The organism is Neorhizobium sp. T6_25, from assembly GCF_002968555.1.
GTDB lineage: Bacteria > Pseudomonadota > Alphaproteobacteria > Rhizobiales > Rhizobiaceae > Neorhizobium.
This window is the reverse complement of sequence record NZ_PVBL01000023.1, coordinates 61428-85734: the sequence shown is the minus strand read 5'-3', so window position 1 is coordinate 85734 and position 24307 is coordinate 61428. Positions and strand designations below refer to the sequence as shown.

27 protein-coding genes and 2 pseudogenes are annotated in these 24307 nt (G+C 59.1%); 17 read left to right on the top strand and 12 right to left on the bottom strand.

Going from position 1 to position 24307, the window contains the following annotated elements:
• Positions 1–26: 26 nt before the first annotated feature.
• Complete coding sequence (locus tag C5L10_RS24965) at positions 27–665, top strand: GntR family transcriptional regulator (RefSeq protein WP_105431855.1); 639 nt, start codon at positions 27–29, stop codon at positions 663–665.
• A 2-nt stretch (positions 666–667) separates the two neighbouring features.
• Positions 668–1837 (top strand): M20 aminoacylase family protein, encoded by a 1170-nt coding sequence (locus tag C5L10_RS24960; protein WP_105431854.1) that lies wholly within the window; start codon positions 668–670, stop codon positions 1835–1837.
• Positions 1838–2041: 204 nt separating this feature from the next.
• On the opposite strand, the gene C5L10_RS24955 is transcribed toward C5L10_RS24960, so the two are convergent.
• Entirely contained in the window at positions 2042–2866 is an 825-nt protein-coding gene (locus C5L10_RS24955) for a helix-turn-helix transcriptional regulator (protein ID WP_105431853.1), read from the bottom strand.
• Between the two features lie 73 nt (positions 2867–2939).
• Here C5L10_RS24955 and C5L10_RS24950 point away from each other — a divergent pair, with 73 nt between their 5' ends.
• From C5L10_RS24950 to C5L10_RS24935, 4 genes are all read left to right on the top strand, one after another.
• Positions 2940–3875 carry an NmrA family NAD(P)-binding protein gene (locus C5L10_RS24950; RefSeq protein WP_105431852.1) on the top strand — a complete coding sequence of 312 codons (936 nt, stop codon included), beginning with the start codon at positions 2940–2942 and terminating at the stop codon, positions 3873–3875.
• Between the two features lie 286 nt (positions 3876–4161).
• Positions 4162–4416, top strand: a complete 255-nt coding sequence (locus C5L10_RS24945) for a plasmid stabilization protein (RefSeq protein ID WP_105431892.1) — start codon at positions 4162–4164, stop codon at positions 4414–4416.
• Entirely contained in the window at positions 4413–4832 is a 420-nt protein-coding gene (locus C5L10_RS24940) for a type II toxin-antitoxin system VapC family toxin (protein ID WP_105431851.1), read from the top strand. Before C5L10_RS24945 ends, C5L10_RS24940 begins: the two co-directional genes overlap by 4 nt.
• Before the next feature lie 377 nt (positions 4833–5209).
• Positions 5210–5464 (top strand): hypothetical protein, encoded by a 255-nt coding sequence (locus C5L10_RS24935; protein WP_245448177.1) that lies wholly within the window; start codon positions 5210–5212, stop codon positions 5462–5464.
• Here C5L10_RS24935 and C5L10_RS24930 read toward each other — a convergent pair.
• The 5 genes from C5L10_RS24930 to C5L10_RS24910 all read right to left on the bottom strand — a co-directional run bounded on the left by C5L10_RS24930 (position 5355) and on the right by C5L10_RS24910 (position 11058).
• Complete coding sequence (locus C5L10_RS24930) at positions 5355–6353, bottom strand: ABC transporter permease (RefSeq protein ID WP_105431850.1); 999 nt, start codon at positions 6351–6353, stop codon at positions 5355–5357. The genes C5L10_RS24935 and C5L10_RS24930 overlap by 110 nt on opposite strands.
• A gap of 12 nt (positions 6354–6365) precedes the next feature.
• Entirely contained in the window at positions 6366–7871 is a 1506-nt protein-coding gene (locus C5L10_RS24925; protein ID WP_105431849.1) for a sugar ABC transporter ATP-binding protein, read from the bottom strand.
• Positions 7872–7954: 83 nt separating this feature from the next.
• The gene (locus tag C5L10_RS24920; RefSeq protein WP_105431848.1) at positions 7955–8902 is read right to left on the bottom strand and encodes a sugar-binding protein; all 948 of its coding nucleotides are present in this window, start codon (positions 8900–8902) and stop codon (positions 7955–7957) included.
• Between the two features lie 142 nt (positions 8903–9044).
• On the bottom strand, positions 9045–10037 hold the full coding sequence (locus tag C5L10_RS24915; RefSeq protein WP_105431847.1) for a substrate-binding domain-containing protein: 993 nt from the start codon (positions 10035–10037) through the stop codon (positions 9045–9047).
• Positions 10038–10077: 40 nt separating this feature from the next.
• A complete protein-coding gene (locus tag C5L10_RS24910) occupies positions 10078–11058 on the bottom strand; it encodes an NAD(P)-dependent oxidoreductase (RefSeq protein WP_105431846.1) in 981 nt (326 codons plus the stop codon).
• Positions 11059–11213: 155 nt separating this feature from the next.
• Here C5L10_RS24910 and C5L10_RS24905 point away from each other — a divergent pair, with 155 nt between their 5' ends.
• Genes C5L10_RS24905 through C5L10_RS24895 form a run of 3 tightly spaced genes read left to right on the top strand, consistent with a single transcriptional unit; the run spans position 11214 to position 13999 of the window.
• On the top strand, positions 11214–11954 hold the full coding sequence (locus tag C5L10_RS24905) for an ATP-binding cassette domain-containing protein (protein WP_105431845.1): 741 nt from the start codon (positions 11214–11216) through the stop codon (positions 11952–11954).
• Between the two features lie 12 nt (positions 11955–11966).
• Positions 11967–12956, top strand: coding sequence for an ABC transporter permease (locus C5L10_RS24900; RefSeq protein WP_105431844.1), 990 nt, complete (start codon positions 11967–11969; stop codon positions 12954–12956).
• A 44-nt stretch (positions 12957–13000) separates the two neighbouring features.
• Complete coding sequence (locus C5L10_RS24895; protein ID WP_245448163.1) at positions 13001–13999, top strand: LacI family DNA-binding transcriptional regulator; 999 nt, start codon at positions 13001–13003, stop codon at positions 13997–13999.
• 23 nt (positions 14000–14022) lie between these two features.
• On the opposite strand, the pseudogene C5L10_RS24890 reads toward C5L10_RS24895, so the two are convergent.
• Positions 14023–14330: pseudogene (locus C5L10_RS24890) on the bottom strand (histidine/lysine/arginine/ornithine ABC transporter ATP-binding protein); the annotation flags it as partial.
• A gap of 283 nt (positions 14331–14613) precedes the next feature.
• Between C5L10_RS24890 and C5L10_RS24885 the strand changes: the two are divergent.
• A complete protein-coding gene (locus C5L10_RS24885) occupies positions 14614–14796 on the top strand; it encodes a DUF1127 domain-containing protein (RefSeq protein WP_172717160.1) in 183 nt (60 codons plus the stop codon).
• Between the two features lie 351 nt (positions 14797–15147).
• Here C5L10_RS24885 and C5L10_RS24880 read toward each other — a convergent pair whose 3' ends face one another.
• Positions 15148–15423 (bottom strand): DUF4242 domain-containing protein, encoded by a 276-nt coding sequence (locus tag C5L10_RS24880; RefSeq protein ID WP_105431842.1) that lies wholly within the window; start codon positions 15421–15423, stop codon positions 15148–15150.
• 46 nt (positions 15424–15469) lie between these two features.
• On the bottom strand, positions 15470–15925 hold the full coding sequence (locus C5L10_RS24875) for a hypothetical protein (RefSeq protein WP_105431890.1): 456 nt from the start codon (positions 15923–15925) through the stop codon (positions 15470–15472).
• A 257-nt stretch (positions 15926–16182) separates the two neighbouring features.
• Between C5L10_RS24875 and C5L10_RS24870 the strand changes: the two genes are divergently transcribed.
• The 3 genes from C5L10_RS24870 (at position 16183) to C5L10_RS34465 (ending at position 19258) form a co-directional block, all read left to right on the top strand.
• Positions 16183–17886 carry a BTAD domain-containing putative transcriptional regulator gene (locus C5L10_RS24870; RefSeq protein WP_105431841.1) on the top strand — a complete coding sequence of 568 codons (1704 nt, stop codon included), beginning with the start codon at positions 16183–16185 and terminating at the stop codon, positions 17884–17886.
• Positions 17887–18081: 195 nt separating this feature from the next.
• Positions 18082–18336 carry a hypothetical protein gene (locus tag C5L10_RS24865; protein WP_245448161.1) on the top strand — a complete coding sequence of 85 codons (255 nt, stop codon included), beginning with the start codon at positions 18082–18084 and terminating at the stop codon, positions 18334–18336.
• 322 nt (positions 18337–18658) lie between these two features.
• Positions 18659–19258 carry a hypothetical protein gene (locus tag C5L10_RS34465; protein WP_245448159.1) on the top strand — a complete coding sequence of 200 codons (600 nt, stop codon included), beginning with the start codon at positions 18659–18661 and terminating at the stop codon, positions 19256–19258.
• A 120-nt stretch (positions 19259–19378) separates the two neighbouring features.
• On the opposite strand, the gene C5L10_RS24855 is transcribed toward C5L10_RS34465, so the two are convergent.
• Positions 19379–19897 (bottom strand): LysE family translocator, encoded by a 519-nt coding sequence (locus C5L10_RS24855; protein WP_245448175.1) that lies wholly within the window; start codon positions 19895–19897, stop codon positions 19379–19381.
• Positions 19898–20526: 629 nt separating this feature from the next.
• Between C5L10_RS24855 and C5L10_RS24850 the strand changes: the two are divergent.
• The 3 genes and pseudogenes from C5L10_RS24850 to C5L10_RS24840 all read left to right on the top strand — a co-directional run.
• A pseudogene (locus tag C5L10_RS24850) lies at positions 20527–20907 on the top strand (transposase family protein); the annotation flags it as partial.
• A 258-nt stretch (positions 20908–21165) separates the two neighbouring features.
• The gene (locus C5L10_RS24845) at positions 21166–22083 is read left to right on the top strand and encodes an AraC family transcriptional regulator (protein ID WP_105431839.1); all 918 of its coding nucleotides are present in this window, start codon (positions 21166–21168) and stop codon (positions 22081–22083) included.
• A 2-nt stretch (positions 22084–22085) separates the two neighbouring features.
• Entirely contained in the window at positions 22086–22454 is a 369-nt protein-coding gene (locus tag C5L10_RS24840) for a hypothetical protein (protein ID WP_105431838.1), read from the top strand.
• A gap of 84 nt (positions 22455–22538) precedes the next feature.
• Here C5L10_RS24840 and C5L10_RS24835 read toward each other — a convergent pair whose 3' ends face one another.
• Both C5L10_RS24835 and C5L10_RS24830 read right to left on the bottom strand, forming a co-directional pair.
• Entirely contained in the window at positions 22539–22838 is a 300-nt protein-coding gene (locus C5L10_RS24835; RefSeq protein WP_105431837.1) for a hypothetical protein, read from the bottom strand.
• Positions 22839–22998: 160 nt separating this feature from the next.
• Positions 22999–23181, bottom strand: a complete 183-nt coding sequence (locus C5L10_RS24830) for a hypothetical protein (RefSeq protein ID WP_105431836.1) — start codon at positions 23179–23181, stop codon at positions 22999–23001.
• 214 nt (positions 23182–23395) lie between these two features.
• Between C5L10_RS24830 and C5L10_RS24825 the strand changes: the two genes are divergently transcribed.
• On the top strand, positions 23396–24295 hold the full coding sequence (locus C5L10_RS24825; RefSeq protein WP_105431888.1) for a Ku protein: 900 nt from the start codon (positions 23396–23398) through the stop codon (positions 24293–24295).
• Positions 24296–24307: the final 12 nt, after the last annotated feature.

Sequence of the window (24307 nt, the reverse complement as noted above, 5' to 3'; positions counted from 1 at the left end):
AGCTAGATCTCGTACTGGATACAATAATGATTTCGGATACTAGCAAACCGCAGGCAGAAACGATTGCCGTCAAGATCAGGACGTTGATCCTGAACGGTGCGCTCCGGCCCGGCCAGCCGCTGCGCCAGGAAGCCCTTTCCGAACAGCTGGGCGTAAGCCGCACACCGCTTCGGCACGCCCTCCAATCGCTTGCCGAAGAGGGGCTGGTGGAGACCATCGGCTATAAGGGGGCGCGGGTCGCAGAGCTGGACCAGGGAATGGTCGACGACCTGTTCGAGATGCGGCTTGTCTTGGAACCGCTGGCACTCCGGTCCGCCCTTCCACAGATCACGAAGCTTGATCTTGCCAGAGCCGAGATGGCACTCGACGCCGCGGACGCAGAAGAGGAGCCTTCGAGGCTTTCGGCACTGAACTGGGATTTTCATTATGCTCTCTATCGTCCGTCAAACCGGCAGATGCTGCTGCGGACCATCGAGCAATTGAACAAGGCATCGGCTCTGGCCGAGGTGATTGCGAGTTCCATTGTCGCCCGACCCAAAAAATCGGCTGCCGAGCACCGAAAGTTACTTCAGGCCTGCCGCGATGGTAACGAGACAAGTGCGATTGCGGCGCTGGGCGAGCATTTGCGGCTTGCTCACCACGATATACGAACAGGGAGAGAGTGAAGATGCCCGTCAAGAACAGGATCGCAGAATTCCACCACGAGATGACCCGGTGGCGGCAACATCTTCACGCCAACCCGGAGCTTTCCTACCAAGAATATGAAACCGCCAGCTTCGTTGCAGTGCAGCTGCGCTCCTACGGGATCGACGTGACCGAAGGCGTGGGTGGTACAGGCGTTGTCGGCGTGCTTCATGGCAACCGTCAAAGTGGACGTTCCATCGGGCTCAGGGCTGACATGGATGCGCTTGCGATCGAGGAGCGCAATGACTTCGCGCATCGGTCGACGAACAGCGGTGTCATGCATGCCTGCGGTCATGACGGGCACACGACGATGCTTCTAGGCGCTGCCCGCTATCTTGCCGAGACCCGGGATTTCTCAGGCCGCGTCGTGTTCATCTTCCAGCCAGCCGAGGAGATGGGCGGGGAAGATGGCGGTGCAGCGCGCATGATCCGTGAAGGGCTTTTCGAGAATTTTCGCTGTGACGAGATTTATGGATTGCACAACTGGCCCGGAATGGACGTCGGGACTTTCGCGGTGAAGGCCGGGCCGATGATGGCGTCTGGCGATGCCTTCGAGATCGAGGTGACATCCACGGGAATGCATGCGGCACAGCCGCACAAAGGAGTCGATGTTGTCCTGACGGCTGGACACATCCTCGTCGCGCTTCAGCAGATTACGGCACGAAACATCGATCCTATCGACGCGGTCGTCGTCAGCGCCACTCAAATTCACGGTGGCGATGCCTACAACGTTTTGCCGAACATGATCACGATTCGGGGCACCGTCAGAGCGTTCTCTCCCGCTGCGCGAGCCGCTGCGGAATCGGCGGTTCGCCGCATCGTCAAAGGCATTGCACTGTCGACTGGCGCTGAATGCAAGGTTACTTATGCCCAACAGTATCCAACGCTCATCAATTCGACGGCAGCCACCCTGTCCGCAGAAGCGGTCGGATCGTCGGTGTTCAACAAGGTCGAGACGAATCCACCGCAGACGATGATCGTCGAAGACTTCGCCTTCATGCTCGAAGACCGACCCGGTTGCTACGGGTGGATCGGCAACGGCTCTGATAGCAACGGTCGCCTCCTTCATAGCGCGTGGTTCGATTTCAACGACGAAGCGCTTCCGTTTGGGGCCTCTTACTTTGCCTCACTCGTTGAGGACAGGAGGCAATAGGTTCTATGGTCTGAACGGACGGGGCTTTAGTCGCCGCTCGATGAAAGTTCAGTGGCAGATCACCGTCGATATGGACTCCGTGACTTCATGAGCCTTCGCCGATTGAGGCCCGCAGAGTGTATCGGTTTTCCGTGGCCCGCGGCCCAGCCCGAGGCGTTCACACCAAACTTAGTCTATCGCTGCCAAACTTGGATATTCAGTGTCTCACGCGTGCTTCGTGATCAATAAGCGATCGGCAAAGTAACGCGATGGTGTGGTCCCGAGGGACTTCTTGAACATGACGATGAAGGCCGTCGTGGATTCATACCCTAGGTCGCCTGCTACCCGCTGGACTGTCGCGCCGCCCGCAAGTTCCCTCAGCGCAATCACCAGATGCAGCTGACGCCGCCAACGACCGAAGCTCAATCCTGTCTCCTCGACCATAAGCCTCTTCAACGATCGCTCACTGACGGCGACATGCTCAGCCCATTGGCCGAGGGTTCGGCGGTCGCTCGGGTCTGCCAAAAGAGCCGCAGCGATCAGGGCGATCTTTGGGTGGTCAGATACGGGTAGCTCCAGCCTCTCCCGCGGCATCAGCGCGAGCTCATCGAGCATGACCCGCACGAGGCGATCGACATGAAAGTCGCGCGCATTAGTTTCTGATACTTCCGCTACCCGGTGTATCATCTCCCGAAGCATCGGCGATACCGAAAGCGTACAGCATTCATCCGGAAGCATGGCAGCGCCGGGCTCGACAAACAGGTATGTTAGACGAGCATTGGACGTGACCTGATTGCTGTGAGGAACGCCTCCGGGTATCCAAACGCCGCAGTCGGGCGGAACGATCCAGACCCCACTTTCCGCTCTGCAGGTAACCGCGCCATGTAAGGCCAAGATCAGTTGACCCTGCGGGTGCTGGTGCTGCACCCCCTCGGCTTCATAGTCGGCAAAGTCCATCCTGATCGCCATCGCCGGCCGATGGGAGAGGCTTAGATCTATCGCGGTACTACAGGGTGGCTTATTCGAAGTCTGGCCCGATTTCGAGATCATATGGCATTATCTCCACTTTTGCTCGCGACGCAATCCTTTAGGAATTGGGCCCATCAACTTTAGGAGATCACCCATGCGTATAGCCGTGGTTGGCGCGACCGGCAGGATCGGTGCCAAACTTACCGCGAACCTCTTGGCCAAAGGCCATTCAGTCAAAGCTCTTTCGAGAGGCGGACCCGCCCTCGATGCACTTGTCGCGAAAGGAGCAGAGCCGTTCCTTGGCAGCTTCGACACAGGTGCTGGTGAGCTTAACGCGTTTTTCAAGGACGTTGACGCTGCGTTCCTAATGGTCAAAACCATTTGGGGGTCGGCGGACCTCCATGGGCACTACCCTATGGTAGCACTTCGGTTTTTCGACGCACTTCGGGATTCCCCAGTGAAATTGGCCGTGAACCTGACCGGGATGGGATCCGAGGTCAGCGGAAACACCGGCCATTTCCAGGGCTTCTATATTCTGGATCAGATCCTCAACCGGCTACGCGACATCAAATTGGTGCACCTGCAGGGCGGCTGGTTCATGCAGGACCTCGCCGGATGGGTCGACTCCATCGCGCAGCACGATAGGATCGGCTGGTCGCTTGACCGAAACGTCAAAACCCCTTGGGTTGCCATTCAGGATATCGCGGATCTCGCGGCCAAGGAGTTCGACATGCCGACTGACCAGCCCCGATCCGTAAAGCAACTGGGCATCGATTACACGATGACCGAGATCGCCGCGATTTTCAGCCAGGCACTCGGTCGAGAGGTGGACTATCGCTTCATCGATAGGAGCGATCGCGAGGTCGAGACGGTATTCCGGGAGAGGTTCGGAACTCTCGGACGGTGGGTCTACGATAACGACACCTTGGCTGCTCTTAACGATGGGCGTGTAAAGTTTCACGACCATCGTCCTGAGCTGCGCACGACAATGGAAGAATTCGTCAAAGACACCCTCAGGCCGCTTATCGAGAAGGCGCGGACGGATGGCGGCAAGCCAGAGACCTTCCTAACGTGGAGCTCACATAGCTAGAGCTGTCAGATATTCCGCAGCAGGCGACTGGGCGGTGGTGGCTGAGTCAATGACAACGATGGCGCTCTCGGCGCGTTCGAGAGCCTGATCGATAATTGGCTGCCGATCAAGCGGCTGGAATCATCCGATGAAGGTTTGGTATTTTCAATGAGTCGCCGCCCACGTTAGACCTAATTGCGCAGGCTCGATCTACACACGATGTTCGTCCTCGTTAATGAACCTCTTGAAGTTTGGCGACACTCTGGATATTTTGATATCAATGCCATCACTTATTGGATATGATATCATGCCAGCAGTCACCGTCCGAAACCTTTCTGATGAAACACATCGTGCTCTGCGGGTGCGAGCGGCTCATCACGGCCGGAGCACCGAGGCCGAGATTCGTGATATTATCGAAGCCGCTGTTCGTCCTCCGGGCCGTGTTAAGCTCGGTTCCTTGCTGACGGCGATTGGGCGCGATGCCGAGCTTTCCGACAGCGACGTTGAAGCCTTGCAGAAAAGTCGCGACGAGACACCTGCTGAACCGATGACCTTCGAATGATCTTGCTGGACACCAACCTAATATCCGAGCCTTGGAAACCGGCTCCTGATGAGGCAGTCATTGCCTGGTTGGACGCCCAAGCTATCGAAACGCTGTTCCTCTCCGCAATAACGATTGCTGAACTTCGCTTCGGGATCGCTGCTATGCCTTCAGGGAAACGGCAAACTATCCTTCGCGACCGCCTTGAGGGCGAAGTGCTGCCCCACTTTTCCGAGCGCATCCTGCCCTTCCATCTGGCTACTTCTCATTTCTATTCCGAACTGATGGCACGCGCTCGAGGACTTGGAAAAGCGATCGGCACAGCTGATGGCTACATTGCAGCCACAGCGGCAGCAACCGGCCTCGCGATCGCAACCCGCGACACAAGCCCTTTCGAGGCTGCTGGGCTGAAAGTGATCAATCCCTGGTCCAGGTAACGACAGTGCATGTAGGTGCTGTGAGTTCGTGTCCCTTCAAGACCTGTGATCCTCTCAGCATGACCCAGTCTTAGGTTCAAACGCTGCTGAACCTCAAGACCCCAAGTCTCAAAAATGACTTCCTGATTTTCGATCGCCAATAGTCTCGTCATGTAGTTGTTTTCGAGGAACGACCCAGGATGATGATGTCGCCCCAATGTATGAACCACTCGAACTGCGCGCTCATTCACCTACCTTGAAATGCTCACTGATGGTCAACCTTGTCGACGGGCAGACTTTCTCGGGCCCTGCGTACGTTCACGGCGAGGCCTTGGGCAATGTAGTTGCAAGTGATCTGGAGCTGAGCTTTGGGGCGGGTTGATCCTTGGACCGGCGAGGTGATAGATCGGCATCACCCCTTGAGTGGCCGCTATCTCAAGAACAATATCCTGTGTCAATCCTGTTCGAGCGGGTCAGCCATTCCCTCCCGGCAAGGCCCGTGGGCGATGCCCACTGTGCTTCCTCCCGTCGCAAGCTCCCAGCTCACGCTTGAGGCTTGCCACCATCTTCCAAGGCGGCCAGGGCAATGGCCTGCCTGCGGGCGTCGCGGTAGCGGGAAAACCGCGTGTCGGCGATCACGCCGGCAAGGATGACGCTGCCCATGACGGCGAAATTCAGTGAAGAGGGGATGCCCAGGAGATTGACGAGATTTTGCAGGACCTGAAGCAGGATCACGCCCAGCACCACGCCGATGATCGACCCCTCGCCACCCCGCAGGGAGAAGCCGCCCAGGACAGCGGCGGCTATGCCGTACAGTTCGTAAAAATTCCCATGGGATGAAGGCTGGACGGAGCGGGTATACATGGCGAAAAACACCGCCGAAATGCCCGTCAGGAAAGCGCAAAGCATATAGGCCTGGATGATGACCCTGGTGGTGTCGATACCTGAAAAACTCGCAGCCTCGGGATTTTTGCCGACGGCAAAGAGATGCCGGCCGAGCACGGTCCGGTGCAGGAGCAACCAGGCTGCAACAGCTACCAGCAGGAACGCGACGACGGAATGCGGCACACCGGCTGTGCGGCCCGCGATCAGATATTCCAGCATCGGAAAGTCGGACCCGAAGGTGAAGCCGGCCGTGCCATCCCTGGTGTAGAAGCGAGCAATGCCGCGATAGATCAGAAGCCCGCAGAGCGTGACCACGAAAGGCTGAAGCTTGAGGCGGGTAATCAGCCAGCCATGCAGAAGGCCGATGGTGACTGACAGCACCATCACGATTGCAAGTGCAACTGGCCAGGGAACGCCGAAGCTGGCGATCAGATCGACAAAAATGACGCCTATCAACGCGATCACCGAGCCGATGGACAGTTCGATACCCGCCGTGACGATGACGAAGGCCTCGGCAATGGAGAACAGCCCGAACAGGCCGATCAGGTTTGCCGTGTTGGCAAGGTTGATCGGCGACAGGAACCGTGGATTCATCACGGCGACGATTGCGCCGACGGTCATCACAAGCGTGGCTAATCCGATATCTTTTTTATGCATGCTACGGAGTCCCTATTCCACGGCCAGTTGGAGAATGGTCTCCTCGGTCAGTTGATCGCGCGCGAGCATACCGGCGATGCGACCGCGGCACATGACGGCGACCCGATCGGATATCCCGATCACCTCTTCCATGTCCGACGAGATCATCAGCAGCGCTACGCCATCGGCGGCGAGCGCCTGCATCAGGCGGTAGACTTCCGCCTTGGCGCCGACATCGATACCGCGTGTGGGCTCGTCCAGAATGATGATCCTGGGCTTCATTGCCAGCCATTTGGCCAGGACCACCTTCTGCTGGTTGCCACCGGACATTTCTGCCGCCGCGCGACCGAGGCCTGCCGTCTTGATGTTCAGCTTGCGCCGCGATGCCTCAGCCAGGGCGGTCTCGGCGCCTGTATCGACAAATCCTACTCGCGACAACGCGGCATGGCTCGGCATGGCGATGTTCTCGGTGATCGAGAAATCGAGAAAAAGGCCTTCCGTCTTGCGATCCTCGGGCACCAGGCAGAGGCCGGCGGCGATGGCGGCTGGAACGGAATGGCCGACGAGCCGCTGGCCCTCGATCTCCAGCACGCCTCCTTCGATGCGATCTATGCCAAAAAGCGTGCGGGCAAGCTCCGTACGCCCCGCGCCGACCAGGCCCGTCAGGCACAGGATCTCCCCCGCGCGCAGGCAAAGGTCGAGCGGATGCTGCGGATAGGCCTTTGTGCGCAGTCCCTTCAATTCCAGCACCGGCCTGCCGGGGTCATGCTCTGCCTTTTCATAGAACTGGCCGACATCGCGGCCGATCATCAACCGGATCATGGCGTCCTTGGTGATCTCGCCGCAACCGAGGGCTCCGGCATTGCGGCCGTCACGCAGCACCACGACGCGGCTCGCCACCTCCTCGATTTCAGCCAGGCGGTGGGTGATGAACAGCACCGCCACGCCGTCGGCGCTCAACTGCCTGATTACGTCAAGAAGACGCTTGGTCTCGGACAGGGTCAGGCTGGACGTGGGTTCGTCGAGAATGAGCAGGCGCGGATCGATCGAAAGCGCACGGGCGATTTCAAGCAATTGCTGGTCGGCCAGGGACAGGCCGGAGACAGCGTCATTCGGGCCGAAACGAGTATCCAGCCTGGCGAGGATCGGCGCGACCTTGCGCTCCATGGCGGCCTGATCGAGAAATCCGAACATCCCGCGCCTGATCTCCCGCCCCAGAAGCACGTTTGCCGTTACATCGAGATTGGAAAACGGATTGAGTTCCTGGTGGACAAGGGCGATGCCGCGCTCATGCACGCGCGCCGATGTCAGCGATGTCACTTCCTCGCCATCGATGACGATGTGGCCCTCGTCAGGTGCGATGGCACCGCTTAGCACTTTCATCAGCGTGGATTTTCCCGCACCGTTTTCTCCAACCAGGCCGACCACCTCGCCGCCGCGAATGCTCAGCGAGACATTGTTGAGGGCGATTGCTCCCGGATAGACCTTGGTAATCCCCAGAAGGTCGAGCGATATGTCCTTTTGCCGATAGGCCGTCATCGAAACTCCCGGATGGCAGGAACGTAGAGGTGCTGCACGAACCATGGGAGTTCGTGCAGCAGGCACCTTTTTGGAGGCGACTTCTATTTCCCCACGCGTGCCTTCAACTCGGCGGCGAAGGCATCGACATTGCCCTTGTCGATCTTCTTGGTCGGCACGATGATCAGGCCGTTTGCCGGTACCTGCGACTTGTCGCCTTTAAGGTAGGCGGCCATCAGCTTCATGCCCTGGTATCCCCATTGGTAGGGGTCCTGGACCACTGTTCCGGCGAATTTGCCCTCCCTCACCGCGCCGAGGGTGACGGGATCTTCGTCGAAGGCAATGACCTGGATTTTTCCCAACTTGTCGGCCGCCTGCAGCGCTTCGTAGATCTTGGGCGGATTATAGGAATAGAAGCCGACCATGCAGGTGATGTCAGGGCTGGCGGCCAGCACGTCATCGACATTCGACCGGGCGCGGGCGAAATCGACATCGTCGCCACGCACATCGACCAGCTCTATGCCGGATCCTTTAACCGCCTTGCGGAAGCCTGCGATCCGTTCGACGGCATTGTCGGCCCCCAGGAAGCCGACGAAGCCCATGCATTTTCCGCCCTTGGGCATGGCCGCCCGCGCGATCTCGCCGGCCTGGACCCCGGCATCCGTATTGGACGAACCGAGATAGGCGATGCGCTTGCTGGCGGGCGCATCGCTATCGGTGGTGAACAGCGGCACCTGGGCCGCGATCCTGTTGAAGGCGCCGATCGAGTTTTTCGGATCGGCCGACGAGATCATGATCGCATCCGCCCCGGCGGCGACCAGGTCGTCCATCAGGGCATTCTGCAGGGCGGCGGTCCCCTGGGCCGGGTAACGGAACTGCAGGTCGTAACCCGGCAATTCAGCCTGGGCCGCCTTCACGCCAGCCTCAGCCAGTTTCCAGAAATCGGACGCGGCGTTGACGACAAAGGCGAGCGTCGGCTTGTCCGCGGCAAGTGACGGACTGGCGCCAAGCACCAGGCCTGCGGCAAGCATCAGCGAATTGAGACGTTTCATGTTGCTCCTCCCCGCGACCCATTCCTCAAAGGTCGCGCTAAACACGGTTTCACATCTGGTTACTCAGTAATATTATTACTGATACGTGCATCCCGCCAAAGGGGCCGGGAGACGAACCGGCACTCCCTGGCAGGGATCCCCACTAGTTCTTGGCGCAGAAACCCGGATCGTCTAGGTTGCAGACGTCAAGGCCGGTAAACAGCGGATCGGCCACTTTCTCGCCCTTGATCAGCTTGATCATGACGTCAGGCGCCTTGTAGCCCATCTCGAAGGGGCGCTGGCCGACCTGCGAATGGCTGCGACCTTCGCGGAAGGCCTTGGTCTGTGGCGGCAGCGTATCGCCGGCGATGATGATCAACTCCTTGCTCTTGAGCTTGGGCATCACCTGGTCCGTGACCTGCGCATAGGCCTGCGGGGCAAACTGCGCCCAGCCGCCAACAAGGATGAAGGCGTCCAGTGTGGGATTTGCAGTGAACACATCCGACATCTGCTGGTTAGCAAGGTCGGCCTGGTCATTGGTGTAAACCGGGCACCCCGCGATTTCCTTCCAACCGCCCTGTCCGGTCAGGCGATCGATGTTCTTGGCGCCGCCGATGGTGTCGCGGAAGCCCTGGGCGCGGGCATTGATATTGGCGGCGGCCACGTTGCCGAGTTGCAGGCAGACCGATCCGCCCTTGGGCTTCAGCTTCATGGTCTGCTCTGCCATCTTCACGCCCATCAGGTAGTTGTCGGTGCCCAGATAGGTCTTGCGCAGAGCATGGTCCTTCTCGAGAAAGTCCGCATCGACAGTCATGACCGGAACGGACGGGGCGATGGCCTTGATGCGGGTCGCCATGGCCGGCGCGTTCGAGGGCGAAATGGCGATGGCCGCAACGCCTTTCGTCAGCAGGTCATCGACGATCTGGACCTCGCCGGCCTCGTCCGCCGATGAGGCCGGGCCGGTATAGAGGCATTCATATTCGCTACTCGCATTCTCCGACTTCCACTTCTTGCAGCCGAGATTGATCTGCTCGAAGAACGGATTGTCGAGACCCTTGACGACGATCGCCAAGGTCTTTTTGCCTTGCGCTGCGGCCGGCGCCGCAGCAAGCGCGGCAACTGCCATGGCCGCCATTGCCAATATATTGAGTTTCATTTTCTTTCCTCCTCCTCTTACACCGATCGAGGCTCATGCCTCAGCCGGGATACCAGACAATGCGCGGGTCGTTGTCCGCGCGCTCGTAGCGCCATGCGCGATCGATCATCTGCTCGAGATCGACCTGCGGTGCCCAGCCAAGCAGCATTCTTGCTTTGGAATTATCGAGCCAGTTGCTGTGAAACGGGGTGTCGATCTCGATCGGCCGTAAGCCATGCCGCGCCGCCAAACGGGCGCCAAGATCGCCGTAATCCACTGGCTGGTCCATTGAAATGTTGAAGAGCTGGCCGGTGGCGTGCGGGTTGTCGATGGCAGCCAGGATCGCGCCGACCAGATCGTCGATATGGACGAAATTGCGTCTGAGGTAGCCGCCCCCAGCATCGCGCATGACGGGCGCATAGCCGCCCTTGCGGCACTCTTCGAGCGCATCTGCGTCGATCAGTTCCGCCCAGCTCGGACCGCCGAACTGGTCGTCGTCCAGGGCAAGCGCGAAGCGGAAGTCATCCTTTTCCATGATCCAGGGCGCCCGCAGGGTCGTCCAATTCACCCCATACTGGATGCCGAACTGTTCCAGCATCACTTCCTCCAGGGTCTTGGTCAGGGCATAACAGCCCTTGTAGGCGCGGCGCGCCGAGGCTTCCGTGATCGGCTCGTCGTAGCGCTGGAAGATATGGCCCACGGTGCAATCGCCGCTGAGAAGGATGAACTGCCGGGCGGTATCGGATTTGCGGAATGCGTCGAGCAGCAGGAAAAGGCCCTTCAGCGCAACATCGAAGATCTGTTCCGGCGTTTCCTTGACGGCGGCCATGTGGATCACATGGCTCACGCCCTGCATGGCCCCGGCGATCACGGCGGGATTCGACATGGAACCGGCGACGACGGACAGGCGGTCTGCAGGCATGACGGTCCTGTTGTTGCAAAGCGCCGCCACCTCCCAATCCTCGAAACGGAGATCAGACAGGAACGCCGGCAGGAAAGCCTGTCCTACCTTCCCTGTGCCGCCTGTAACCAGCAGTTTCATGTCGCACTCCCCTGCAACATCCTTGTGTGGTGGATTTTGTTTACTAATAATATTAAGTCAAGTAATTAGTTATTAAATGCGCAAAACGGAGCGCCGGCGGGGTAAAGAGCCGCCTGCCGGCGCGCCAGGAAACCATCGCGGGGGAGGAGAACCACGTGTCGCGACTTGTCTTTTCAGGAATTTCGAAAAACTTCGGGGCGATCCAGGCCCTCAGCGACGTGTCGCTGTCCATCGAACCGGGAGAAGTGCTGGGACTGATGGGTGACAACGGCGCGGGCAAGTCCACGCTGGTCAAGATCATCGCCGGCAATTTCCGCCCGTCTACCGGCGAACTCAGCATCGATGGAAAATCTGTCGTCTTTCACAAGCCGATCGATGCGCAGCGCGAGGGGGTGGAGATGGTCTACCAGGACCTCGCGCTTGCCGACAATCTCTCGGCCGCCTCAAACGTCTTCTTGGGCAGGGAGCCACTGCGCCGGTTCGGGCCGATCCGATACATCGATTTCAAGCGGATGAACACGGTCTCTGCCGACCTGTTCAAGCAGCTCAAGTCCGAAACCCGCCCGCGGCAGCTCGTGCGGCGCATGTCCGGGGGGCAGCGCCAGGCGGTCGCGATCGCCCGCACGCTGCTGTCGGAACCGAAGATCGTGATGATGGACGAACCGACAGCGGCCATCTCGGTACGCCAGGTGGCCGAAGTGCTCGACCTGATCCGCCGCCTGCGCGACCGCGGCATCAGCGTGATCCTGATCAGCCACCGGATGCCGGACATCTTCAGCGTGTCCGACAATATTGCCGTCCTGCGCCGCGGGCGCTTGGTCTGCCGCAAACCGGTGGGCGCCTCGTCGCCCGAGGAAGTGACCGGACTGATCACCGGCGCCATCGATGCCGCTTAGGAGAAAATCGCCATGACGACACTCGACGACATCATCAACAATTCCCAGCACGACGGCTGGTTTGCCCGGCTGAAGAACCTGCAGGTCTTCTGGGTCTTCATAGCGGCCGTGCTGGCATGCCTGGCCCTGTCGCTGATGACCGATGCGTTCACCAGCGACCGCAATCTCTTCAATGTCGCCCGAAATTTCGCCTTCGTGGCGGTCATTGCCATCGGCATGACGGCCGTGATCGCATCGGGCGGCATCGACCTGTCCGTCGGGTCGAGCGTGGTGCTGAGCGCCATGGTGATAAGTGTGGCCATGGCCAGCGGCATGGGCTTCTGGCTGTCTGCCGGTCTTGCGTTGGGTGCCGCCCTGCTGATCGGCCTGTTCAACGGCATCCTGATCGCCTATGCCGGTATGCCGGCCTTTGTCGTGACGCTCGGGAGCCTGTCGGCCGCCCGGTCCCTGGCGATGGTGCTTTCGGACAACAAGATGATATGGGAGTTCGGTCCCGATCACGACCTGCTGCTGTGGATCGGCGGCGGCTCCACACTCGGGCTTCCCCATCCATTATATGTGCTGTGCGTGCTGGCCGTGGTCATGTCGCTGGTGTTTCGCTGGACGAGGTGGGGCCAGCATCTTTTCGCCATCGGCGGCAATGAGAATGCGGCTGTGCTAGCCGGCATTCCGGTGCGGCGGCTGAAAGTCAGCATCTACATGTTCTCGGCCATGACCGCGGGGCTCGCCGGCATCCTGATGGCCGGCTGGCTGGGAAGCGTCACGACCAATCTCGGACAGGGAATGGAACTGACCGTGATTGCCGCCGCCGTGATCGGCGGCGCCAATCTGGCGGGCGGGGAGGGCAATGCGCTTGGCGCGGTGGTTGGCGCACTGTTGATAGAGGTGATTCGCAACTCCCTGATCCTGTTGGGCATCTCGACTTTCTGGCAAGGAATGTTCATAGGTACGTTCATAATCGTTGCTGTGGCATTCGACCGATTCCGCAATATGCGGCGATAGGTGGAAAACCTTGCGGTGTTGTGGCAAGCGACATGGAGAATGCCTTGAAACCAACCATGATGGATGTCGCGGCGCGAGCAAGCGTGTCACAGGCAACGGTTTCCCTGATCCTCAACGGCAGTGCCGGCGCCCGCTTCAGCGAAGCCACGCGCAGGAAGGTGATGGATGCGGTTCAGGAGCTCGGCTACAGGCTCCCCAACAGGTCGCAGTCGGGCGACCTGTCCGACAACAGGGTCATCTGCTTCATCACGGACGAGCTGACGACCGATCCCTGGATGGCGCTCGCTTTCGAGGGCGCGCGGGAAAAGGCGCTCGAATTCGGCATTATCGTGACGCTTGGCATTTTTCGCGCGGGCGAGGACCCCGAGGAGGACGTGTTTTCGCTGTGCCAGCAGCAGCCATTGATGGGTTATATCTTCGGCACCATCCTGACCCGCAAGATTGACCCGCCTGCGGCGCTGTTCACCGTGCCTTCGGTGCTGGTTAACTGCTACGACCAGGACAGGCGACTGCCCTCCATCGTGCCGGGAGACGTCGCCGGTGGCCGCGCCGCCACGGAGCGGCTGATCCGTGCCGGCCGCAGCCGGGTCGCCTTGATCAACGGCCAGGAGGGTCTCGACAATCCGCGTGACCGGTTGCGTGGCTACAAGCAGGCGCTGGCCAGCAACGACTTCACTTTCGACCCGCAACTGGTGCGCTACGGAAATTGGGAGCCGTCATCAGGCTATAGCGAAACCCATCTCCTGATGGACCTGCCCAATCCCCCTGACGCCATCTTCTGCGCCAACGATCTGATGGCGCTCGGGTGCGTCGAGGCGCTCAAGGAGCGGGGAAAGTCCGTCCCGAAAGACGTCTCCGTGATCGGGTTCGACAATCGCGACATCGCCCAGTTCATCCGTCCGCCGCTGACGACCCTGCACCTGCCGCTGTTCGAGATGGGCGCCATGGCCGTGGAAATGATCCACGACATCGCCGGCGGCCTGAAAAGCAGCCATGACCAGCTGAAGGTCGAATGCGCCCTCGTCGAGCGTGAATCCGTGTAGTCGGCCGCGGGGTGCAGCACGATTTAGAGAATGCTTTTATTGCCGGACGCTTGCAAGAAACTGCTGAACCTAGGTGACTTCGGAGACTGAAAAAGCTCCGCGGGAGAGCCTTCCTCTTCCACGGCTCCGTTGTGAAGAAGAACAACTTTATTTGAGACGTCGCGGGCGAATGCCATTTCATGGGTGACGACCAGCATCGCTAGTCCCTCCTCGGCCAGCGATCGCATGACCTTGAGGCCCTCTTCGAGCAGCTCCGGATCAAGCGCCGACGTCGGCTCGTCGAACAGCATAACCTTCGGGCGTTGGCGAGTGCGCGGGCAATTGGAGCGCGCTACGGCAGAGCAGGACAGCGACTATGGAAATGCAAGGCTTACTGGCGACAGGACTAATAGATGCAGAGTGTTAGCTCCTCTCTGAGGAAGAGATCGGCGGTTCGCATCCTTATAAAGGCGGTCACGTCGGCTATTTGCCTGGACTGAAGATAACCTGAGAACCTTCGAAGATGCTCGCATCTCAACCCTCCAACCTCCTGCGTGAGGGTGTCATACAGTCCTTCTCACACACGGATGCGATGTCTCTCCAGCGGAATAGCCGCTATTCAAATGGAGATTTGCATGGAAGCCCTCAAAAGATTATTGAAGCGATTTTTGCATAGGCGGCAACTCCGTCGAGATCGACATGCTCTCTCCAAGATGCCCGATAGCTTTCTGAAGGACATCGGCCTGGGGCGAGGGTCTATCGACTTCTACACACTCCAGCCCGACAACTGCCTGCTCCAGGATGAGCGCAAGCGCTGAGTTGATGTAGTAAAGCCCCGAACGGACGTCTGTTCGGGGCTCGTACTGCCCGAATGCTACGCTCGTGCAGCCGCGCCGTGAGCGATTGTGTTGTAGCGTCGACTGAACAATACTAATGGCCTGCCGTCCTAGCTGGCCACGCACCGGCGATCGATGATGCCGAGCCAAATCGCACCGTTGCGGTCGGTGAAGTGGTGGCATCTGAAGATCATATAATCTTCAGATTGCTCGTCTTTCACGCAGACGGTTGTCGGCTAAAGTGCAGCAGTGTGGTTGCGCGGTGTTGCGCCCCCCGGTGTAAAGGGTCCGGGGAGCGAATTGATGTTTCGGCCGGCTGGTCAAATGACTAGACTAACGTTTCGCGTTACCGGGCCCAAGGTTGGTTGTGACCTCAGTGACCTTATCGGCGGGGAAACCACCCGCTCTCGCATGGCTGTAGACCGCTTCCGCGCTCTCGGCTTCATGAACGCAATAAAGTTTATCGCCCGCCACGTAGCTGGTGATCCAGTTGTAAGGTTCGCCGAGTGTGGTAATGGCATCGTTGGACTTTGCAGCGATGTCCTGCAGCGTTTCCCAGCTCAGATCGCTGGCGCCGGGAATATTTCTCTCGATGATAAATCTAGGCATGTTCTTCTCTTTCGGATTGAGATCTTTCTTGAACTCTACGACAGGGTCAGTATGTCGTCGGGTGGATATGCTCACATGAAACATTGGGATTCATGTCAGCGAAGACCCCTTTGGGATTGTCTCGCCAGGCCCAGACATGAAGCTCATAGAACGACGGCAGGCCGTAGCGGTTGGGAGCACTGGTGAAGTTGAACAGTTGGCCGGCGAGATTGGCCGGCCCTTTCGTCGTGATATATTCAACCGCGACAAGCTTCATCTTGCCCTTCGCCGTCGGCTCATACATAACGGCTTCGGGCCGGCCGATCTCTACCTTCTCGTCGCCGATCAGAGCTGCATTGACGTAGTGGATCCCCATAGCACCCCCATCGGCACCGCTGGCGCAGGGTATGGGCGCGTAGCCTTCTTTCAAAGCGACCGCGACATCCGCAAAGCGGCTATTGGCTGCTCGCACCTGGTCACGCAGCGTCGCGTGGCTTTCTGCATGGGCAAGGACAGCGGCCAGGCAAAATGCACCTGTCGCAAATGTTCTGAGTGTGTTTTTCAAGCACGTCCTCCGTGATATAGGCCCTGGTGGTTGCGCAGGGAAGTTTCTAGCCCGGGGATGGCGCCAATCCGGCCATACACCCGGCCAAAGACAAACCCGGCGCCGTTGGATCGATCGTGAGAGGGTGGCGAAAGTTCGCGAGGTTCTTTCTCACGCTTCCTCTCACGCTCGACAACCATATTCCGAGCGACGACACCTCGCCTGAAGGGTACTCGATGGCTCTCAAGATATGCCTCATCGGCCGGCCGGCGATCGTGGCCGACAGCGGCGGGGAACAGTTCCTGCGGAGCCATCAGGCGTGGGCCTTGCTGGGAAGGCTCGTACTACAAAAACGCCCAATCGATCGCCGGCGTCTTGCGGGAGAATTGTTCCCTGAGACGCGGGACCCGCTGGGAGCGCTGAGATGGTGCTTGGGCGCTATCCGAAAAACGCTCGGCGCACCCGAAACACTGCGCGGAGATCCTGTACAACTCAATTTTCCGCCAGACACGGAAGTCGATGTCTGGCGGATTAACGAGCCCGATTTCGATATTAGCGAGGCCGGAGAATTCCTCGAAGGTGTGGAGCCTCGATGCAGTCCGGAATTGTCGACATGGCTTCTGGTCGAGCGGGAGCGCATTGCGGGCTTGGTTGAGGGGCATATCCGGAATCGAGTGCTTGCAAATCTGTCATCCGGAAATGCCCGGGGCGCTATCAAATTTGCAGAACTCGGAGCCAGGCTCCGGCCCTATGACGAGGGCGCGCATATTTTGCTGGTTAAGAGCCTTGCCGAGGCAGGACGACACGAGGCTGCGGCGCAACATATCGACAATACGCAGAGAGTATTTACGGCCGAGCTCGGCGAAAAACCATCGGCGGCCCTCTGGAGTGCCGGCCGCCGGGCCGTATCTGCTCCTCCCGTTGGCGTAAGGTCCGAGGCAGTCGCGGTATCGCTGCTGGAATCCGGGCTAGCGGCAGTTGCAGCAGGTTCGGTGGAAGCCGGCATCGACTGCCTGCGCCGTTCTATCGCCGTCGCGGAAAGCTCCTCCAGTCGGGAACTCGTGGCGAGCACGACATTCGAACTTGGCGCGGCTCTGGTGCACTCATTACGAGGTTATGACGATGAGGGCGCGGTCCTTCTCCAACGAGCGACGACGATAGCCTTGGAGTGTGGCGCGCAGGCAACTGCGGCAAAGGCGCTTCGTGAACTCGGCTATGTCGAAGCGCTGGCAGGACGACGTCCGTCGGCGGAGCACTTCCTTGACGAGGCGCTCAAGCTCGCCGAGGACCTTGAGACGCTGGCGGGAATTTATGCCGTCAAAGGATTTAATCTGGTCGATTGGGGGCGGGTGAAAGAAGGCCTTGCGCACTACGAAATATCCTTGTCCCATGCCAGGCAGACACGAAGCCGTCGCCGCGAGATCTGGTCGCTTGGGCTAGGTGCATGGGGCCTGCTCAAGGCAGATCGGCTTGGCGATGCCGAACATTGGCTCGCAAATTGTCTCGAATTGGTGGATGAACAAAACTGGATTGCCTTCAAGCCCTGGCCAACGGCGGTCCAGGCCGAAGTCAGGCTCAGACAGCAAGTCGATCCCTCTGCCATAAGGGAAACGCTGGAAGGGGCCTTCGCCTTGAGCTGCCAGATCGGAGATCCATGCTGGGAAGCGGCGACGGCACGAGTGATTGGCCTTACCCATTTGGCCGAAGATCATTACGATGTGGCCACCGAGTGGCTTTCGCAAGCGCGTGCGCGCTGTCTCAAGCAAACGGACAGATTTGCCGCGCTGCTCGTCGCGATTATCTCAGACCAGATGAACATGAGTGTCAAAACGGGTTTATTAAAAGACGCACGCGGATTTGCCCGTGAGCTCATCCCCTGCGCCGCGCGGGCCCACATGGACCGGGAAGTCCGGCTTGCAACCGCGGTCCTGGCACTTTGACCAGACGATGATGATCCTAAAATCGAAACAGCAACCACTGCTAAGAGGCTAGAATTCTCACGTCGGGGCTCACTGTCAATGCCACGATACATTGTTGAGCGAACTATTCCAGGCGCCAGCCGATTAAGCGAGGAGGCGTTACGGGAACTGGCACGCAGGTCCAAACAGATCATTTCGAGCAAGGTAGAGAAGACGGTGGAGAAGGTTCTGCGTGACCGTCTGTCATCTGACGGTTTCGCGGGTGCAGAAATTCGGCTGCCGGATCGCGATTTTGACGGGGACCCGATCCTTGTCGTCGATGTGAACTATCGCTTTCTGGATCGGCCGATCAGCTCGAAGGTAACGTTCAGTCTGACGACTGAAATTCGCAAAGCCCTTATGGCTTTGGGGGAAAGCCGCTTTCCGCAGGTTCGGCATCGCTTCAACGAGCAACAGAAGATCGCTAGATGACCGTGTCGCAGCCGGTGATTACCCGGCTCATACAAGATGTGGAGCAGGAACTCGAATTTCCAATCCTGCATCGCAACGGGCCGCGGATAGGGTGGCCGACGGAGCATGGCGTGGCCTTCTTTGCGCAGGCGGAACTGTTCTGGAGCGGACTACGCCCGATCAGCGAACGTGCCGCTCGATCGCGACAGCGCGGGCGACGCCGATCAAGGTGGCGTCGATCCCGGTCATCGCTGCGAGCATCGTCCAGATCGCCCTCAGCGACTTACCCGCGGACCAGTTTCCGGATCATGTCCACCTTCGAAGCACGTCGGCCGAGAACGTCGTGTTGGCGATCGTGGCGCGAACTGCCGATATCGGCATCCCCTATCGGCTGAGGATGAGGATCGACAAGGCGCTTGCGGAACAGTCGATCGAAACGGGTGGAATTATCGAAAGCGATGCGACTTATGTCTCGCTCGCACTGGCTCGATCCGAACTTGGCGTGGCGATCGTCGAGTCTGTTACGCTTACGGGCCTTTCGATCAAGGATGTGGTGATCCTGCCGCTCGCCTTCGACATTCCATTTTATTGGGGCGTCATCACGGCGACCGGCGTACCGCTGCCTGCGACTGTTGAGGGACGATCTTGTCCATCGAGCGCCGGGCGATGGACCTGCCGCATTTTCGCAGGCTCAAAGGGATACCACTTGTTTAGGAAGCTGATGCTCGATTTCTCGACCGCGCCACACCGGAACCGATTGCCGGCCGGCTGTAGACAATGGCTGATCTATCCGACTTGGTCTCTAGGAGACGCTCCTTCGTCCCTGCTGCCTCTCTCTTTGGCGCCACCACCGAAGACCAGATCGCGGGCTTCGCCGCTGTTTCGACAAGGCGGGTGCGAGATCCCAAGTCGCTCTCGCGCGGATCATCAGGTCTTCCACTGAAAGCTACGATGCGTGCCAATCATGGACCATGCGGAGCTCCTCCAATCACACGAGATTGGCATTCCAATCAGCGCCGCGAGATGGACGGCATCGATTCCACACCATGCTGACTTTCGGGCGTCAAAACCCTTTTCCCAGCAGCCATAGGGCATAAACGCTCATCGAACCTGCTAGTAAGAAACGCACGAGCTCACGCCACCGGCCGCCCCTGCGCCGGATGGCAGAGAGCGAAAATAGCCGTCCAGCCAAGACGAACCACGCGAACGCCATCGAAAATATCAAGCAACAGGCAACTGTTACCCCCCCTGATGTTCGCAAGGATGGGGCGGCCAGATAGAAGCTTACGAAGAACGGGACGGATAGGGGATTGGAGAGAGCCGTCGCCAGACCAAGGGCAAAGAGCCTGATGGCCAGGCTTTCAGGTGTGGATGCTTCGGAAGGCGAGGACGCTGGATATGGCCTGATCAGTCGGAAAGCCGAATGGATCAAGATTCCGGCCAGCAGGATTCGACCCACGGTCTCGAGCTTGTCGAACTTCTCGAAAGTCGAGGCGCCGATGGCTGCGAGGAAGCAAGCAACCGTTGCTCCGCATGCGATGCCTGCAGCGGCGCTCATCACGCGATGCCATGAGGGCTTCATGGCAATGCGAAGGACGATCAGAAGGTTTGGTCCCGGCGTCATCAGCATGAGGGCGTATGGCAAGACCAGTGAGGTGAATAATGTTACCATGATTGTTCAAGGCGCTTTCTTGACAGGGCGATTGAGGCTGATCGACACTGCATGTCCAGAAGCGGTTGAAGGAAAAGAGCGCGAACCGCAGGTGAATAAAATCAAAGTCTCCCGCACCGCCAATTGCGGTTGCCCAATCTCGAACGATAAGGCTCGCGCTGGTCCGCACGAGCGCGAGCCCCATCCCCATACCCACCCGTATTGCCCACAAAAGAGGTGGCTCGACCGTTTTTCCCGTTCGAGCCACCAAGCAGTCTGTTGGCAAGTTCACATAACAATCTTGCCGTCAATCGAGCGTGAAACGGCCGTCAAATGGAACGACTTCATGCTTTGTAGGTCATTATTTTCGCCGTTTCCAAACAGCGGTCACGTGGTGCGCGACCGCAAGTCCAAGGATTTCGTTGAATTCCACCGGTTGGACCGTCAGCGTGAGCGGTTCCGCCGAAGATCTCGATCGAGCCGTCGATGCGGCCTCCAGGGTCTTTAAGGAATGGCGTCATGTATGGTCGCCCGACCCAGGGGTCAAGAAACTGGCTGTCGTGCTCACTGTTGACGACAGGTCGGTTGTTTCCGCCGCTGGATCCGCGATCGGCATCTGCGCCGATTGTGGACGGCGAAGCCGAAGTAGGCATGGCTGGTCCCGCCGTAATCTCCAGGATCTGCCGGTCCAGGGTCAGTCGGTGACAGTGAAACTCCTGGTTAGCCGCTGGCGATGTGCACATGGGGAATGCGCACGACGAACGTTCACCGACCGACTGCCGACGATCGCTGCTCCTTATGCGCGCCGGACGAGATTGGTCGTGGAGATTGTCGGCTTGCTCGGCCACAGCGCCGGCGGCCATCCTGGCGGGCGATTGATGGAGCGGCTCGGCATGTGGCAGTTGAAGCGGGATGCTGCGGCGGCTCAACGCAGTTCCGAGACGCCGTCTCGCAACGACATCTGATGGACAGGAACATCTTTCGCTGCCACAGGCGTGCCCGTGCCACGAGGGTCCCAACTGCAACTAGAATACGTGCATTCACATGCCATCTCCTCTTGACGTTAGGCACAATGAACGGACGATCCGCCCTCCTGTTTCACGCGGACTTCCACATTGGCAATCCCGGCACATTCTTTTCGGTTGGGACGGCCTTCACCGTTGTAACCGAGCCCGCTATCAATTAGTTCGGAGGCACGGATGCGGGCAGTATTGATTGAGCAGGCATATCAGGCGGAAAGCGCAACGGAGGCAGAGCGGAAGCGTCTTTGGGACCTATTCCAATCAAGCATCGTCGCATTCCGGCTACGGACACGAAAGCTGGAGGTCGAACCGCATTCCGGCGGCTTCAGCCTCAAAACCGTCTTCTCGGGCTCGGAAGCTTACGAGTTGAAGGACAGGGCGGCGTTGGTCGTGCCTGGCGAAGTTTTGCTGGTGAGGCAGAACGAAGTCTACAGCAGCTCGATCGCCACGCCGGTCGAGACCGACAGCTTTTCCCTCTTCTTTCCATTCGAGTTCTATAGGCAAGTGATCGCCGAAGGGCGAAGCCAGACCCTCCACAGATTTCTGGACAGTGCAGCATCAAGCGTGAGCCTGCCTGTCAATTCGGAGTTCTCGAGCTTACTGCGTAGGATTGCCACGGAACTGGAAGCCACCGACTCCAAACTTCTTCTCGGGGAACTCGTGGCCCAACTGCAGATGGCAATCGGGGGGCATGTCGAAGATGTGGTGAAAAACTACGCACGCATCAGCATGCGGATAGGCGTTCGGAAGGCCGATCGGCTCCGCAGACTGATGCGCGCCAGAGAGATGCTTCACGATGATCTCGGCCGCGAACTTACCTTGGCCGAGCTTGCGTCGGAAGCTTGCATGTCGGAGTTCCACCTGTTGCGGTGCTTCGCCGAGGCCTTCGGAGTGCCGCCCTCGAGATACCTCGAGCAACTGCGGATCGAACGCGCTCGAGAACTCCTGGTGAGCTCTCGTCTATCGGTGAAGGTCGTGGCCGATCGGGCGGGATACACGAACTTTTCAGCATTTTGCCGTTCTTTCCGCCGCGCGACCGGGACTACGCCGCGGATGTTCAGGAATGAATACGTCAACCCATCATACGGGGAATGAAAATGAACGTCATCCGCTATGTCATGTGCGCTCTGTTGACTCTCGGCGCGCTCGGCCATCTCTATGGCACCTTCGACGGCTATCCGTTGGGCTCGGAGCTCTTCGTCTGGTCTTTATCGGCAACTGCCTTCACGTTCGCGGTCGTGACATTCAATCTGCTGGCGCGCTCGGGCGAGAGGGTCTTGCTTGCCGCAGGCATGGCCTCCGCTGCGGCATGGGCAGCCTTGGCACTTGGCTTCGGATCAGCAGTCGGCAACATATTCGATCCCCGTGCCATCATGCACGCAGCGCCCTCAATCGTGCTCGCCATTTTGGACGCAAAGCTGCTATTGGATGCATCAGCCAAGAGCAAAGGTTTGGGCGAAACCTAGACGCAGAATGGACATAGAGGCATGGTATGCCTTTGGCCGAAAGTTAATTTCGAGGCAGGCTTACCGCCGTGTCTTGCGATCCCTTCAGAGGCGCGTCACCGCCAAGGCCCGAATAACGATCTCGTCCTGCTGGAAGCGCCGCTCAAGTTCGGCTCGGTAGTTGCTCCACCAGTCCGGATCCAGTTCATCGGTCATAACTTCAGCTCCAATGATGGCGTCTTCTTCCACCATGTCACCGTCTTCCCACAGGCCTTCTGCAGGGGCGTTGCGGTATAAGGTGAGGCCGCCGAAGCGTGATGACAGGTCCTCGCGCACTTGGTTGATGCGCGCACGAGACGTACCGTCGCCGGTGTTCAGAGGCAGCAATATCTGGATCAGGTGCATGAGCTCTCCTGAGACGAGACAACTGCGTCGTTGAAGGATAACCCTGCCGCTTAGTGCCTGGTTCCCTTCCCTCCATTTGCGTTTGCCCGCTGGTACAGTGCCGCGAGCTATCTGAAGCGACGTGATTCAGTCAAGGCACTCGATCACTTGCTCGTCCGATTCAGGAAGCCTCACCGGATTGTCGGCGCTTGTGATCGCCCTTGTCACCCAGACCCGGCTTGGCGTCATGTTTGGCGTCGTGACGAGCGTCGGCCGAGAGTGAGCGGGACACGTCAACGCTCTCCGTGAACTTGCCATCCTCGTCCCTGCGGAGAGACCGCTTATCCGTTCCGGTGTCGATCAGTTCGCGTTTGGTTACGGCGAGACTCCTTCAGGGTTGCTGCTATCCATAGACGCACCTCACACCTAAAAGATGCATGCGAATCAGCGGCCTAAGCGGGACTCGTAAAATGGGCGCTGCCGAGCGGCTAAGTCACTGAAAAATGATTCGTTTCGACTCGGAACAATTGCTCGCCGATTCGCTTGAATCGCCTGAGTTGCATCAGGAGTTCAGCGTCATGGTTGCCCCAAGAGCCAATTGGAAAGGCTTCATCAAGTTCGGAGAAGTGTCCTGTCCAGTGGCGCTCTACACCGCAGCCTCCTCGTCGGAGCGAATTGCCTTCAACACGCTGAACCGAAAGACCGGCAACCGGGTGAAGCGAGAATTCGTTGATAGCGAAACCGGCGATCCCGTCGAACGCGATGATCAGGTCAAAGGCTACGAGATCGAAAACGGACAGTACATCGTTCTGGAACCTGACGAAGTCGCCGCCGCCGTCCCCGAGAGCGACAAAACCCTGAAGATCGACGCCTTTATTCCCTGCCACGAAATCGACGACGTCTATTTCGACAAGCCCTATTACCTTGCACCCGACCGAATGGGCAAGGATGCTTTCGTCCTTCTGCGCGACGGGATGAAGACGGCGAAGGTCGCCGCCATCGCTCGCACCGTCCTCTTTCGCCGGATGCGCACGGTCCTGATCCGCGCACACGGCAAGGGCCTGATCGCCTCGACGCTGAACTTCGACTACGAAGTCCGTTCATCCGAGAAAGCGTTCGAGGAGCTGCCTGACCTGAAGATCGAGGGCGAGATGCTCGATCTCGCCGAACATATCATCGGGAAGAAGAAGGGCAGTTTCGATGCCAGCACCTTCGACGACCGATATGAAGCCGCGGTCGCCGAATTGGTGAAGGCCAAGATCGAAGGCCGGTCGCTGCCGAAGAAGAAGGCGCCGGTCGCATCGAAACCGAGCGATCTGCTGCAGGCACTGCGCGAAAGCGCGGGGGTCGGAGCCAAGGCCGAGCCGAAACGCACAGCCGCCAACGCCAACAAAGGCACCGGTCGCCAAAAGGTCGCCAAACCCGCCAGTGCAGCGAAGTCGAAGGCCGCGGCGACGCCATCCCGCCGCGCCGGTTGATCGGAGGACATC